At 40.0% G+C, this 12,286-nt stretch carries 16 protein-coding genes; all 16 read right to left on the reverse strand.

Annotated features, from left to right (window positions below; all coding sequences use genetic code 11):
• Nucleotides 1–28: 28 nt before the first annotated feature.
• Nucleotides 29–1,300: a sugar ABC transporter substrate-binding protein gene (locus NSQ38_RS23735; protein WP_339784350.1), complete on the reverse strand. Its 1,272-nt coding sequence runs from the start codon at nucleotides 1,298–1,300 to the stop codon at nucleotides 29–31.
• Between the two features lie 22 nt (nucleotides 1,301–1,322).
• Nucleotides 1,323–2,204 carry an AraC family transcriptional regulator gene (locus tag NSQ38_RS23740; RefSeq protein WP_339784352.1) on the reverse strand — a complete coding sequence of 294 codons (882 nt, stop codon included), beginning with the start codon at nucleotides 2,202–2,204 and terminating at the stop codon, nucleotides 1,323–1,325.
• A 237-nt stretch (nucleotides 2,205–2,441) separates the two neighbouring features.
• The gene (locus NSQ38_RS23745) at nucleotides 2,442–3,242 is read right to left on the reverse strand and encodes a phosphotransferase (RefSeq protein WP_339784354.1); all 801 of its coding nucleotides are present in this window, start codon (nucleotides 3,240–3,242) and stop codon (nucleotides 2,442–2,444) included.
• An 11-nt stretch (nucleotides 3,243–3,253) separates the two neighbouring features.
• A complete protein-coding gene (locus tag NSQ38_RS23750; protein ID WP_339784356.1) occupies nucleotides 3,254–3,529 on the reverse strand; it encodes a hypothetical protein in 276 nt (91 codons plus the stop codon).
• A gap of 175 nt (nucleotides 3,530–3,704) precedes the next feature.
• Nucleotides 3,705–4,244: a GNAT family protein gene (locus NSQ38_RS23755; RefSeq protein WP_339784358.1), complete on the reverse strand. Its 540-nt coding sequence runs from the start codon at nucleotides 4,242–4,244 to the stop codon at nucleotides 3,705–3,707.
• A gap of 204 nt (nucleotides 4,245–4,448) precedes the next feature.
• Nucleotides 4,449–5,636, reverse strand: a complete 1,188-nt coding sequence (locus tag NSQ38_RS23760) for a glycoside hydrolase family 5 protein (protein WP_339784360.1) — start codon at nucleotides 5,634–5,636, stop codon at nucleotides 4,449–4,451.
• A gap of 207 nt (nucleotides 5,637–5,843) precedes the next feature.
• Entirely contained in the window at nucleotides 5,844–6,260 is a 417-nt protein-coding gene (locus NSQ38_RS23765; RefSeq protein WP_339784362.1) for a hypothetical protein, read from the reverse strand.
• 26 nt (nucleotides 6,261–6,286) lie between these two features.
• Nucleotides 6,287–7,315 carry an alpha/beta hydrolase gene (locus tag NSQ38_RS23770; protein ID WP_339784364.1) on the reverse strand — a complete coding sequence of 343 codons (1,029 nt, stop codon included), beginning with the start codon at nucleotides 7,313–7,315 and terminating at the stop codon, nucleotides 6,287–6,289.
• A gap of 51 nt (nucleotides 7,316–7,366) precedes the next feature.
• A complete protein-coding gene (locus NSQ38_RS23775) occupies nucleotides 7,367–8,002 on the reverse strand; it encodes a hypothetical protein (RefSeq protein WP_339784366.1) in 636 nt (211 codons plus the stop codon).
• Nucleotides 7,999–8,532, reverse strand: coding sequence for a GNAT family N-acetyltransferase (locus NSQ38_RS23780; RefSeq protein WP_339784368.1), 534 nt, complete (start codon nucleotides 8,530–8,532; stop codon nucleotides 7,999–8,001). Before NSQ38_RS23780 ends, NSQ38_RS23775 begins: the two co-directional genes overlap by 4 nt.
• A 152-nt stretch (nucleotides 8,533–8,684) precedes the next feature.
• Complete coding sequence (locus tag NSQ38_RS23785; RefSeq protein WP_339784369.1) at nucleotides 8,685–9,152, reverse strand: NUDIX domain-containing protein; 468 nt, start codon at nucleotides 9,150–9,152, stop codon at nucleotides 8,685–8,687.
• A 155-nt stretch (nucleotides 9,153–9,307) separates the two neighbouring features.
• Nucleotides 9,308–9,766: a GNAT family N-acetyltransferase gene (locus NSQ38_RS23790; RefSeq protein WP_339784371.1), complete on the reverse strand. Its 459-nt coding sequence runs from the start codon at nucleotides 9,764–9,766 to the stop codon at nucleotides 9,308–9,310.
• Nucleotides 9,763–10,332 carry a hypothetical protein gene (locus tag NSQ38_RS23795; protein ID WP_339784373.1) on the reverse strand — a complete coding sequence of 190 codons (570 nt, stop codon included), beginning with the start codon at nucleotides 10,330–10,332 and terminating at the stop codon, nucleotides 9,763–9,765. The genes NSQ38_RS23790 and NSQ38_RS23795 overlap by 4 nt, the downstream gene beginning before the upstream one ends.
• Nucleotides 10,329–10,871, reverse strand: coding sequence for a GNAT family protein (locus NSQ38_RS23800; RefSeq protein WP_339784375.1), 543 nt, complete (start codon nucleotides 10,869–10,871; stop codon nucleotides 10,329–10,331). The genes NSQ38_RS23795 and NSQ38_RS23800 overlap by 4 nt, the downstream gene beginning before the upstream one ends.
• 2 nt (nucleotides 10,872–10,873) lie before the next feature.
• Complete coding sequence (locus NSQ38_RS23805; protein ID WP_339784377.1) at nucleotides 10,874–11,398, reverse strand: GNAT family N-acetyltransferase; 525 nt, start codon at nucleotides 11,396–11,398, stop codon at nucleotides 10,874–10,876.
• A gap of 374 nt (nucleotides 11,399–11,772) precedes the next feature.
• Nucleotides 11,773–12,240: a DUF2691 family protein gene (locus tag NSQ38_RS23810; protein WP_339784379.1), complete on the reverse strand. Its 468-nt coding sequence runs from the start codon at nucleotides 12,238–12,240 to the stop codon at nucleotides 11,773–11,775.
• Nucleotides 12,241–12,286 lie beyond the last annotated feature (46 nt).

The following is a 12,286-nucleotide window of genomic DNA, read 5'->3' on the forward strand; positions in this document are numbered from 1 at the left end:
TATACGAATTATCCAAATGACTTTACGTTTATTGACTGCCAATAGCCTCGTTAATCAGCTTGGCTGTTCGATCCAAAGCCTCCTGCGGAGTTGCCTTATCGGATAAAACCTCAACAATATTATTTTTCAGGTCCGTTGAAATTTTGGATATAATGGTCTGTCTGGACCAGTCATTAGCTGCAAGAGGCGAACTGTTCTTCAGTTCATCCGCGAAAATTTCAAACATCTCCTTGCCGAATTCATAATTCAATACAGAGCTGTCCTTCCGCGGACTCATAAACAATGATTCCTGGTTATATTTTGAATTCACTTCTTTGGACGTTAAGTATTCAATAAATTCTGCTGCCTCCTGCTCATATCCGCTGCCTTTGAAAGCCATCAGAAACTTCCCGCCTGGTACTGAAGAACGTTGTGTTCCTTTTGGCATATAGGTGACTCCCCATTCAAAATCGGTGATATCCTTGTAATTGCTGATCATCCAGTTGCCAGCCCAGTGGGTGGCCACCGTCCCGGAACGGAACAGGTTGTTCGGATTTTCCCCTCCGAGCCATACGGATTCGGGCATGATCCCTTCTTGATGAAGCTGCTTGAACTGCTCCATGCTACGAATTCCGGCTTCACTGTTAATCGCTGCTGCAGTGCCATCCTCTGTTAAGATGCTTCCGCCATTCTGATACAAAAGAGTGGACCATCTATGCGGTGTGACATCCCATACCATGCCATAACGTGCTCCGCCTTTGTCCATAACCTCTTTTAACGCAGCTGTATATTCATCCCACGTCCATACCTGGTCAGGAGAGGTCGGTACTTTGACGCCCGCTTTATCAAATAAGGTTTTGTTATAAATAAGCCCATTCGCTGTAACATCCATAGGCGCCGCTACCAGCTTGTCATTAATAACATAATAAGGTTTAAGTGAGTCAATAAATTGATCCTCGAATTGGTCCGCATTGTCCACGTAAGGTGTCAGATCAACCGCCTGATTAGCAAATGATCCGGTATCCGTGACCCGGCTCAGGGCAGGTGGCTTTCCACCGGATAACATTGTTTTTAATTTGGTTTGGATGTCCTTGAAGCCAACTTCAATCAGGTTGATTTTAACCTTGGTATTGGTCTGCTCATAATCTTTAATGATTTCCTTGATGACTTCTCCTTCTTTTCCGTCAGAGAACCACAGGAAATCCAGAGTTGTTTGTTTTGAATTAGCATTGGTACCCGAATTTCCGCAAGCAGTTAATACGATGAGTAACATGACCAATACCATGCTAGTGGTGAGCTTAAATACTGTTCTTCTTGTCATATCAACATCTCCTTGGAAGGGTCTAATGAATTTTGGCTTCGTTGAGCAATTCACTTTTACGGAATAACTGTGGTGATACACCCACATATTGTTTAAAGGCCCTGCTAAAATATACAGGTGTGTTAAAACCTAGCGTCTCAGATATGGATAAAATCGGTGCATCCGTAGACAGCAACAATTTTTTGGCCTCTGCAACTCTTTTCCGTATAACATAATTGCTTATGGTATATCCCGTCGTCTCTTTGAAAGAGTGACAAATGTAGTACTTATTCAAATGGAGTGTTTTGGACAGTTCATCCAACGAAACATTCTCCGTGTAGTTCTGGTTTAAATAATGAAGAACCCGGCTCACGCTTGTCTGCTTCTGGGAAGAACATAAGATAGGATTGGCGGATTGCTCACTGGTTGTTTTCCGGTAAATCCGCAGTAGCAATTGGGTAAGACTTAATTTGACCATTGTTTTGTACCCTGTATTTCCTGCCCCCATCTCCTCCTTGATTCCCTTAAATACAGCTGTGATATGCTCACGCTCCTCCGGAGGCCAATGCACCAATAACCCATTGGGATGACGGAATATGGACATCAGATTCTCCAACTGACTGACAGCAAGCATGTCCAAAAGCAATAATTCCGTGAAATTGACAAAACTTCGCTTGTACACGATTTCTCTTGAAGGATTGATTCGGTGGGGCACACCGCCTCTGAATATAAACATATCTCCAGGCAGCGGCTTATATATTCGGTCACCGATTAGAAAGGTTGCATCTCCTTGAATAAAATAATGTATCTCATACCCATTATGCGTATGAACAGGCCATTCATCCTGAAAATTATCTGCTTCAGATCGCACATAAACTTCATTTTCCTGCAAAGCAATATTCGTCGGGGTGTGTATGGTTAGCATCAGTAAAGATCTCCCTTCCCAGAATATAAAAAGCAATATAGTTTAATAATTTACAATGATAGCGCTTTACAATGAATTGTATCACAGTTATTTCGTTCTAATCTGAACTATATTGCTGTATTGTTGATCACAATTGTTGAAAATGATTAGAAAGGAATTCATAGGGACTTGAAAGATGAAAACAAAAAAACCGCTGTCCAGCCCGTAGGCTATCACGCGGTCTATTAGCATTACCTCTCAAACCCATTCATCCCAATGGTTTTCAAGAAAAATGACTTCTTTCTCATAGTGGGCCAGATGACCCTCTTCGACCATCTTCACAAAAGCGACATCTCCATCCGCCGCACGATCAGTCAGTGTTATACACATGAAACGGATACGGGATATGACCCAATCCTTCAAATCTGCTGGAACACTCAGCCCGTACGTAGCCATAAATAAGGCAATCCGTTCTTTTCGAATAGTTCCGTGCGCCTGGCTAGCGTATGGCATTACACCCTTTCCATCCATCTCTGGTGAGAAATCTGCGAGTGGAACGGATGTATACAAGACATAGGCGATATCCCACATTCGCGGACCCTGACCCGCCATATCAAAATCAATAATGCCTTGAGGACGGCCATCCTTGTACACCACATTATACGGCGCAAAATCGTTATGACATACAACTTCATCTTCTGTTATGCCTGGATATCTGTTCGTTGATACTGATGTTGTTGTAAATCCAACGGTCGCATCATGGTAACTTCTCAACAGTCTCGCGACTTCAATCAAAGATTCGTCTGACCACATATATTCTTCTAGATTAGGATAATCATTGCCTGGAACGATGCCTTCGAGGTAAGAAAGAATTTCTCGCCCCTGTTCATCTATTCCCAGAAATCGAGGGGCATGATCATAACCAACTTTTTCGAGATGTAATAGCAATTCATGCACATATGAATTTGGTTTCGCATGCCGGCGAACCGTCTCATCTATTCGGACAACCTGATTCACATTACCTCCCGATAACACTTCCTCCCTTTTGGCCACCTTCATCCCTCCTCAAGCTAAACTTCCTTGTTAAGCCCATGATTACGATTTTTCTTATAACTCCCTGGGAATCCCGCGACCAATAGTATGAATCCAACGAAGAACATGAAGTATACAAGTAAACCTGTTGGATGCTCGTTCGTCTGAGCGAACTGGGGCACGTTAGTCCCTCCTGAAGCATACCCTGCTTCTACTATAGCGACAGATACTCGTATTGAGATTCGCTCCATTGTCGAAATAAACACACTGCCAAGCATGAGGACTACACCCAAAATCTTGTTGATATTGTTCATATCACGCCTCCTACATTAACCGCACACAATATTGCATACGCTTTATCTACTTATGTGACTTTCGATTCTCTATTCCATATTCCTGCATTTATGTCCAAATATGTTCTATTTCCAATCTCATCATAGCAAATAGCGCCGTCATCTCTGACGCCGCTGTTGACGCTCTCTGAATAAGTTACGTGGCTACCACTTGGTGCAGATCCATACTATTTTCGAAAAAGGCTGCCCGTTCAACATGATACAGATCATACATCTGTTCATTCATATTAATCCGTTGATATACATCTGGATACACATCATTCGCTAATTTCACATAAGGCAGTTTTTGTACGGCTTTTCTGGATCTTATATTTTGCTTGCGTATCTTCATAAATACCGTCTCAATCCCATGTTCCAGAAACAATTCAACAAAGAAGGCTGATTTGGCTCTTTGGCTATACCCATTTCCAAAAAACGGTGATCCAATCCATGTGGCTAAAAAGCCGGTTTGATGCTCAATGTGATATAGATCTATGGTTCCAATCGGCTGACCTGTTTCATTCAAAATCGTTCGGGAAATCACTGTCTTTTGCTCTTCTTCGGCTATCAATTGTTTCGTGAGGAATAGATATTCTTCATACGATTGGCATTGATAACGAACGTAAGGAGAAACTGCGGGGTCCATCATTAAGCTGTACAGTGAAAGGCATTCCTGCAAATCACGCTTTTTTAACATTCTGTCTACCACCTAGTCCTTTTAGTTCGCTATATCAAGCAAATTAAGTATATAAAAGCTAGTGTGGGATTTAATGAATTCTGTATGTGGCTTATGTAAAATGCATTGGTAAATGTTGTTCAACACTCATCTCGGGTAACACAAAAAACGGCATGTCCCTTTTGTAGGAACACGCCGTTTGCATGGATACAACCAGACAGTAAATTATTGCATACCTTGCATGATCGCATTAATGATATTTTGCTGCGTCACGGTATTATTCGAACGGTTAAACAATGCAAATCCATGTTGACCGTTGTGCCCGTTATCCCAGTAAACAGGAACCATTTTGTATTTCTTGGCTTTTGCGGTAACTGCTTTTGCGTATGCAGCACGATATACATTGTTGCTGGAATCGTAGGACGTTTTATCAATAGAACCGAACTCACCAATCACTACAGGATAGCCCTGAGTTACAAATTTGTCGTACATGGACTTGAACTGCGATTCAAGATAATCCTCTTGTCCCCATGTAGACTTCTTGGCAGGATTCGTAGAAGTTGCACCCCACTGTGTGATATTACCGTTTTCCTCACCTGCAAAATCCCACGGAGAGTAATAGTGTGCCGAGATCATGATTCTCTTCTGCGAACTAGGAATAGCCGAGGATCTGTAATTATCTGTAGGAAGAGCAAAGCCATAATTACCAACAGTGTAGTCAATATTGGTATTCCAGCCTGGAATCAGCAACCATCTGGCATTGTTGTTACCACCAGTCTGACGAACCGTATCCACGAAGATTTGATTGTATGCGTTCAGATTGGCGTAATACGCCGAGTTTGGATTGCCATAGTTGCCATCAAATACTTCGTTCATGGATTCGAAAATAAGGCGATCATTGTAGTTGCTAAACTTGGTGGCAATCTGCTGCCACACCTTTTTGTATTTTTCCTTAATGGCAGTCTGATTGCCACCATTCACGAGCAGCCATCCACCCTGGACGGAATTATACCCATCGCCATGGATGTTGATAATAACATACAGACCTTCATTGTACGCGTAGTCCACGACTTGCTGAATTCGATTCAGCCATGCCGCATTGATTGTATAATTGGGAGCGCTTCCAATGTTGTTCAAATAGGAAACGGGAATACGAATGGATTTGAATCCTGCCGCTTTTACCTTTTTGATTAACTCTGGAGTTATTGTAGGATTACCCCAAGCTGTCTCATTCGGTGTACCGTTCACCGCTGCTTCCAGCTGATTGCCGAGATTCCATCCTGCACCCATCTCAGCCACCACTTGCGAAGCGTCTGCTGCTGATGCTTTAGGGCTCCATCCGGTAAAGGCTACGGCAGCCACTAACACAAGCGCCAAGCTGCTGACGCCAAATCTCTTCCATTTTTTGAACATAACCATACCTCCGCTTATTCTATTATTTTTAACAAGCAGTGCAGTTAATCTATCCATACAGATTGAATGATTCGAGAATACGTGCCTCCTCTCCCTATCGATCAAACAAATGAATTTTTCGCCCGACACCAACATAATAACACATTTATGGAAAATAAAGCGATATCTTTATTGTTTTTTGTGACTATTTACTACAAAATAATCCATCTATCCGTTTAAGTGGATTGCTTGAATTTGTTCTCTATCAAAATCAATAATCATGATGTGATCGCGCGAAATATGATCTCCGCAAGATATTGTTGCGCCGTAGTCGGTTATACCGTTAAATGTGATATCCACACGATAGACTTCAATCTCATTAAACCAATTCTGATGTACCTTTTCCTGAAGTTCATTCTCATAATATTCTCGAAAGACAGTCTCACAAATAGAAAACCACTTAATGTAGTCTTCTATTTTATTAACCATTGAATCTAACGGTGTATTTGTGGACACATATATTCGGACGTCATTTAAATCCTCATCCTGTATGCAATGTTTGAATATTTGCACTGTATTTTGCAGAGTGTAACACCGGTAACTCTCATCACTCTCTTCTTCAAGCTCAATGAATTCACTTAACAATATGATCTTGCTCCTTTCAATGCATCTTAAAATAGCTCATTTAACCACTTTACGAATTTTTCTTTCTCCTCAAACTGTGGGTAATGCGCTGACTCGTTGAATACAATGAAGTCTTTGATCGGTGCATCCAATACATCAAAATAATCACGTGCTGCATTCGCAGTAGTCATATAATCATATTTACCCGTTACAAAATAGGTAGGAATCTCCAGATGATCAACAATATCAGGTAAATTTTGATCAAATGCTTCCTTCAGTAAGATGTCTTGTGAACTGAACATCCCTGTATAAAAGCGAATCATATCCAGCCCATTATATTCGGGATTTAAAAGGAATCCTGAAATATAATCTCTATTCTCGTTGATGAGTCTGGCTGCACCACCGTACTTTTGCAACAAAATTCTAGGCGTAAATTCCTTTCCTTGCTCGATCGAGCTGCGAATTAGCTCCAGTTTTTTAACATCATCTTCATTGCCGGCTTGTTTTGCTTGCTCGTACGTGTACTCCAAACTTTCCAGTTCGCTCTGAAGTGTATTAGCCATCTGTCCAATGCCTATATAAGCGTGAAACTGAGTGGGTGCTTTAGCCGCAGCTTTCATCCCGATGTATGTACCAAATGAATGACCAATTAATATAACCTTCTCTTGATTTAACTCCTTAGACACATAATCCCTTAACGCTAATAAATCATCTACTAATACATCTGTTGTCAGATTCGAGTAATCCTCAAAAAAGTGATAGGACTTCCCACTCCCACGTTGATCGTAATGCACCACCGTGAAGTGTTGCTCAAGCTCTTTCTGATACTTCCTTACGTACGGAATCTCCGAGCATCCCGGCCCGCCATGCACAAAAATCAGGATAGGATTACTCCGGTCAACTCCCCTGATCATGACTTCGTGTCCTGCACCGTTAATTTCGACCTGCTTTAACATACTGATGCTGTTTTCACCTTTAATTTTGGGTGTCCATGTTGGAAATATCATTGCTACTATAACTATTAAAATAATACTAAGTATGCTGTATTTGAGTGTTTTACGTATTTTTTTTCGCATGTAATGCTCCTTAAATGATAAGTTTCATTTGTCATTCTACCAGCGATTTCTTTATCGTAACGGATACAGCAATTCAACGGGTTCTTTCACCAGCTCTTCTTGGAAAATATAATTATGATCGGCTCCTACGATACAGAGGATTCGTTTTCCTGGATGAGCTTCAATTGTATTTCTGACTCTTTGAACCATAATCTGATTACGGACCACCCAGCGAAAGTTCTGTGCCTTCGCGTTTACCTGATGCAACCATTCATACTTTTGTCTGGTTACACGATCAAACTCCTTTGAATTAAAAGGAATCTCTCCAAACTGATACGTCTCCATTTGCTCCGCAAACCAATGATCATCCCGTTGTTCAAGTTCTTTGCGTTCCACGCCCGAATAACCGTTGAATGGATCAAAAGCATTCCACACATCCAATTCAAACCAGTCAATAGGGACAAATGGGATGTTATGCTCCTCGCATAAAGGGAAGACCAATTCCCAATACTCACTAGCTGGTTCTCCCCAGTATCCTCTATCATGTTTGTCCTTCAGGTACCTCAACCAACTCTGCGGATGAACTTCACCACAAATGAGATCTGGTTTAAACTCAGTGATCACATCCTTGTAAAGGGAAAGGGAACAATGATATCGCTCTCTGAGTTCTGGATTATGAATGGTTCCGAGTATCCCAACCGTTGTCATGTGCCCAGCTCCTTTATCATGTGTATATCTTTCGGCTCTTTGTCATAAAGTTCTTGATCAATCTCGCTTGCAATCTGACTGCCCTGACTTCTATAAAAGGATACCGCTGATTTCGTCTCTGTGGAGGAGATATACAGATACTGTGCACCACGTTTCTTAGCCTCTTCACCTAACTCGTTTAGAATACGTTTTCCAATACCTTGTCTTCTGTACCCGCGTGAGACATACATCAAGTCAACTTGTAATTGATTTCGTTCTTTTCCTCTATATTGATGTGCCAGCACTCCAAATCCGATTAATTGATCGTCAGCAAACGCGCCATATGCCATGCCACCTTGTTCTAATTCGTACACATATCGATTTTGAATCTCTTTTAAAAGCATCTCATCCCAGTTGGAGCACTCATGATTTTGTTCAAGCTCAACCAATCGGTTCTCTCTCATTTCATAAATGAGATCAATATGTTCCGAGCGATCTATTTCCTGCAGTTGGTTCACATCTTCAAGGGTCAACGTTCTATACGTTATCATGGTCGTTGCCACCTCTCCTTCTCCATGTTATTCCTAAGATCCTATGGCTTTGTAGATCGAAGTCTGTATTTATCTAAAACTATTTTCGTAAAAAATTTTCACTAATTCTTTTCATCTCTTTTAGTTTCAAAACAGAGCTCCTCCAACTAAAACTAGCTTATTTTAATTTCAGGTAACTCATTCAAATGATTTATTTCGATAGTGTATTTCTTAAGCTTATGGTTCTCAAGTCCATCCCATCTATCCGAGAAATGATAAAACATATCTCCGAAGTTCATACCTTCAGGTAATACATCCACAAGCTTTATTTCATCAATTTCAGACTCCGGTAAGCTCTCCAGCAATTTAACCTCAGCATAAGAAACCATACCAAAGCTCCCATTCCATTCATATACACCATAAGGTATTAATTCGAAGCGTACTGCCCCTGTCTCTTCATAGAGTTCTCGACTTGCCGTGTGTAAAATTGTTTCCCCTATTTCTTTGTTGCCTCCTGGTATCTCCCAACCTCCTCTTTTCCTATTTTTTATAATGATGAATTTATTATTGTATTTCGCGATCATAACTGCAAATTTGATTAACTCTGGATCAAGTTCATCTAGATCAAACCAGTGGCTCATGTTATCTCTCCCATAAACAACTATTCTGTCAATATATAATTGTTAAACCATTGAAGTGGTAACAAACTATCATCGGATATAATCGTTGTGAATACCGCAACCAATCCTCGCTTTTGGTTAACAAAGATATATTGCCCTCTGAAATGCTGAGTCTATCATTTTATTTCCAACCTGTAGATCACTTCATCATCTGAATTGGTTCTGTTCTCACTAAAGAAGGACATGCTCTTATACAAATTCTGTGCTATTTCGTTATCCCGTTCAACCGTTAATGAAATAACCTTGCATACCGGATGCTGTTTCGTAATGTAATCTAGAATGACTCTTAAAGCGCTCTTTCCCATTCCTTTACCTTGATAGGATTTATCGATTTGAAAACCACCAATCCAGTAATTATCTGTACTATCTGGCGTATAACTTAGATAAAAGAAACCAAATACCTTCCCATCAATCTCAAGTACGTAAGGATCAAATGCTTCATCCCACGGTTTTATATAGGCGTAAGCGATTCCCTCAATAACGGACGGAACTAATGACGCTTGGTGTTCATACAAAGAGATCTTCAGAGCTTCTTCCCAATTCTCTCGTGTGACTGGTTGAATTTTTATATTCACCACTGTATCTCCTCTTTGGACAATCCTTGATTACCTATAAGGTTCTTTTCACTTTCACTTACAACCACTTCCAAATGATGTTCAATCAACTGGTTCACTTGTTTTTTATTCTTTGTGATTGTTGCAGTTTTGCGGTTTGTGTTAATTGAACATATAACTTCTTCTATATTATATTGATGGTTCCATTTCACAATCATTTTGCATAAGTTCTTGAATGACTGCTTGTAATTCCAAGGTTGCAAGCCCATTCTGGACAATACAAACCTCTTTATAATTCGATAATCTCTAATGAAAACATTTGGAGCTAATACAAAAATCAAATCCGCTTCCTGGATGGACGCTATTGTCCAATCTTTGCACTGTACTCCTTCTATGATCCAAGCTTCTGAACTGACAATAGACTGGACTGATTCATCCCTAACACTTTCAGGATATCTCAGATTTTCGGCGCTTCTGTCCCATATGAGATTGTCTAATTCATAGGAAGGAATACCGTATTTATCCGACAACTCTTTGGCTAATGTTGATTTCCCACTACCACAAGATCCAATAATTCGTATTCTCATACATATTCTTTCTTCAAAAATGCATAGATGACATTATCAACAAATCGATTTTTCCAAATAAAATTCTCTTTCAATATACCTTCTTCACTGAACCCAATTTTCTCAAGCAACTTTCTTGATCCCGCGTTCTCTGGCTCTACAAATGCTTCAATTCTATTTAATTCAAGGTTCTTGAATCCATATTCAACGATTTTCTGAGTTACCTCGGTCATATAACCCTGTCGCCAAAACTCCGGTGCTAACTCATATCCCATCACAACTTTATGATGTTGTTTCATCCAACCATGAAATCCGCATGTTCCAATAACTCTGTTGTCCGATTTCAAAGCAATTCCCCAACGGATGACCTGACCATTTTCGAATCGTTCAGTCCATCTTTGTATAAGTTCTTCTGCTTGTTTGGTATTCGTAAAACTTTCTACATCGTAGAATCTTGTAACTTCATCCGAAGAAAAATATTGAAATATGTCTTGCGAATCACTCTGTTTAATCTCTCTTAACAGCAATCTTTTGGTTTCTAGTTCAGGAAATGGAGTCATATTCACTTCACCTCAATCGAGTACACTGCTACATTTTTCCCAATGATGTCTACGTCCTTCTCGTGTTTCATGCCATTCTTTTGCGCGACTTTCATAGAACCCACATTGCCATGTTGAATTAAAGATATTAATCTTTTCTTCTTCAAGTGATCCATGCCATATTTTTTCCACGCTTTTGCTTGTTCATATCCGTAACCCATTTCCCAGTATTGCTCGATAACCCAGTAACCAACTTCAAGCTCATCAGTGCCTTCAATGATTTGAGGAATCAGTCCAGAGGTTCCAATTAACTTGTTATCCTCTTTGTTGAATGCGAGGAACAACCCCTTATCGTCTTTATTCCAGTTGATGAACTTTTCCAGGCTTTGCATGGTTTCTTCCTTCGTCCAGGGTCCGCCATGTCTTATAAATTTCATCATATTCGGCTCGCGTGTCATCTCAAAAAGTAAATCGAAATCATTTTTGGTATATTTCCGAAATTTAAGTCGTTCTGTCTCCATCTTTCTCTCAGCTCCTTTTTTATTCATAAAGATGTAATCGTATTCATAAACCTTCACATATCATGGGGAAGCGGACTAAAGTGTGTCTTCAAACTCAGACGATTTTCTAAGGAACACAGGACATCTTATTCGGCCTTCACGTCCTCTTTTAAAATTGTAAGGAACATGAGACATCTTATTTCCCAAAATCATCTGACAAAAAGGCTACAAAAGGCTATTTTTTCTGATATAGCGTGTCTCAGATTCCTTAGATTTCGAAAGGCGTTTCAAATCCCCGAATAAGACGTGTCAGGTTCGTTAGAGTTAACACCTAACACCTAAACTCAACGCTATGTTAATGTATATCAACGTATGCATGGGATGGTCTATCAAACCTTAGCAGTTAATCCCAATCTCCTTTATCACCAGACCGATAGTATTGTCCTCGTATCATTCTCATCCGTTAAATATTCGAGAGATTCAAATCCCTGTCTATTTATATGATTATATAATTCCTTGACTTTTTCTAGATCTTTACAATAAACCGTGACGTAGATACTATCGATCACAAGAAGAACCATCTGACACTCACTCTCCACATAATCTTCATAGGTGATTACATCTGTTATTTGTGTGCCTTTTGGAAATGCTTTTAAATTCGTAAATATTAAATAATACTCGTTGTTCTCAATAATCTTTTGTAATTCTTCTCCATTCATACCAATAATCATATCCGGAAAAAGATCATCCCCTAACGTATCACCCTCAATGAGATAGGATTCTTCTCCACCAATAAACCAATCAAAATTAGATACCCCCATTGGTTTTAAAATCTCTCCAAGAAAGCGACCATAGGCATTTGGTATTTCAAAACGTATTCCTCTGTTCATCTGTTCACCTCTTATCATTTTCAATTCGAAGCATAATAACAGTGCA

It is taken from the genome of Paenibacillus sp. FSL R7-0313, assembly GCF_037969885.1.
Taxonomy (GTDB): domain Bacteria; phylum Bacillota; class Bacilli; order Paenibacillales; family Paenibacillaceae; genus Paenibacillus.

Excerpts from the sequence above, each read along its gene's own strand:
- NSQ38_RS23775 (WP_339784366.1), bottom strand. The coding sequence starts at position 8,002 with ATGACAACGGTTGGGATACTCGGAACCATTCATAATCCAGAACTCAGA.
- NSQ38_RS23750 (WP_339784356.1), bottom strand. The coding sequence starts at position 3,529 with ATGAACAATATCAACAAGATTTTGGGTGTAGTCCTCATGCTTGGCAGT.
- NSQ38_RS23745 (WP_339784354.1), bottom strand. The coding sequence starts at position 3,242 with ATGAAGGTGGCCAAAAGGGAGGAAGTGTTATCGGGAGGTAATGTGAAT.
- NSQ38_RS23735 (WP_339784350.1), bottom strand. The coding sequence starts at position 1,300 with ATGACAAGAAGAACAGTATTTAAGCTCACCACTAGCATGGTATTGGTC.
- NSQ38_RS23795 (WP_339784373.1), bottom strand. The coding sequence starts at position 10,332 with ATGAGAATACGAATTATTGGATCTTGTGGTAGTGGGAAATCAACATTA.
- NSQ38_RS23780 (WP_339784368.1), bottom strand. The coding sequence starts at position 8,532 with ATGATAACGTATAGAACGTTGACCCTTGAAGATGTGAACCAACTGCAG.
- NSQ38_RS23755 (WP_339784358.1), bottom strand. The coding sequence starts at position 4,244 with ATGTTAAAAAAGCGTGATTTGCAGGAATGCCTTTCACTGTACAGCTTA.
- NSQ38_RS23810 (WP_339784379.1), bottom strand. The coding sequence starts at position 12,240 with ATGAACAGAGGAATACGTTTTGAAATACCAAATGCCTATGGTCGCTTT.
- NSQ38_RS23740 (WP_339784352.1), bottom strand. The coding sequence starts at position 2,204 with ATGCTAACCATACACACCCCGACGAATATTGCTTTGCAGGAAAATGAA.
- NSQ38_RS23805 (WP_339784377.1), bottom strand. The coding sequence starts at position 11,398 with ATGAATAAAAAAGGAGCTGAGAGAAAGATGGAGACAGAACGACTTAAA.
- NSQ38_RS23800 (WP_339784375.1), bottom strand. The coding sequence starts at position 10,871 with ATGACTCCATTTCCTGAACTAGAAACCAAAAGATTGCTGTTAAGAGAG.
- NSQ38_RS23760 (WP_339784360.1), bottom strand. The coding sequence starts at position 5,636 with ATGTTCAAAAAATGGAAGAGATTTGGCGTCAGCAGCTTGGCGCTTGTG.
- NSQ38_RS23770 (WP_339784364.1), bottom strand. The coding sequence starts at position 7,315 with ATGCGAAAAAAAATACGTAAAACACTCAAATACAGCATACTTAGTATT.
- NSQ38_RS23785 (WP_339784369.1), bottom strand. The coding sequence starts at position 9,152 with ATGAGCCACTGGTTTGATCTAGATGAACTTGATCCAGAGTTAATCAAA.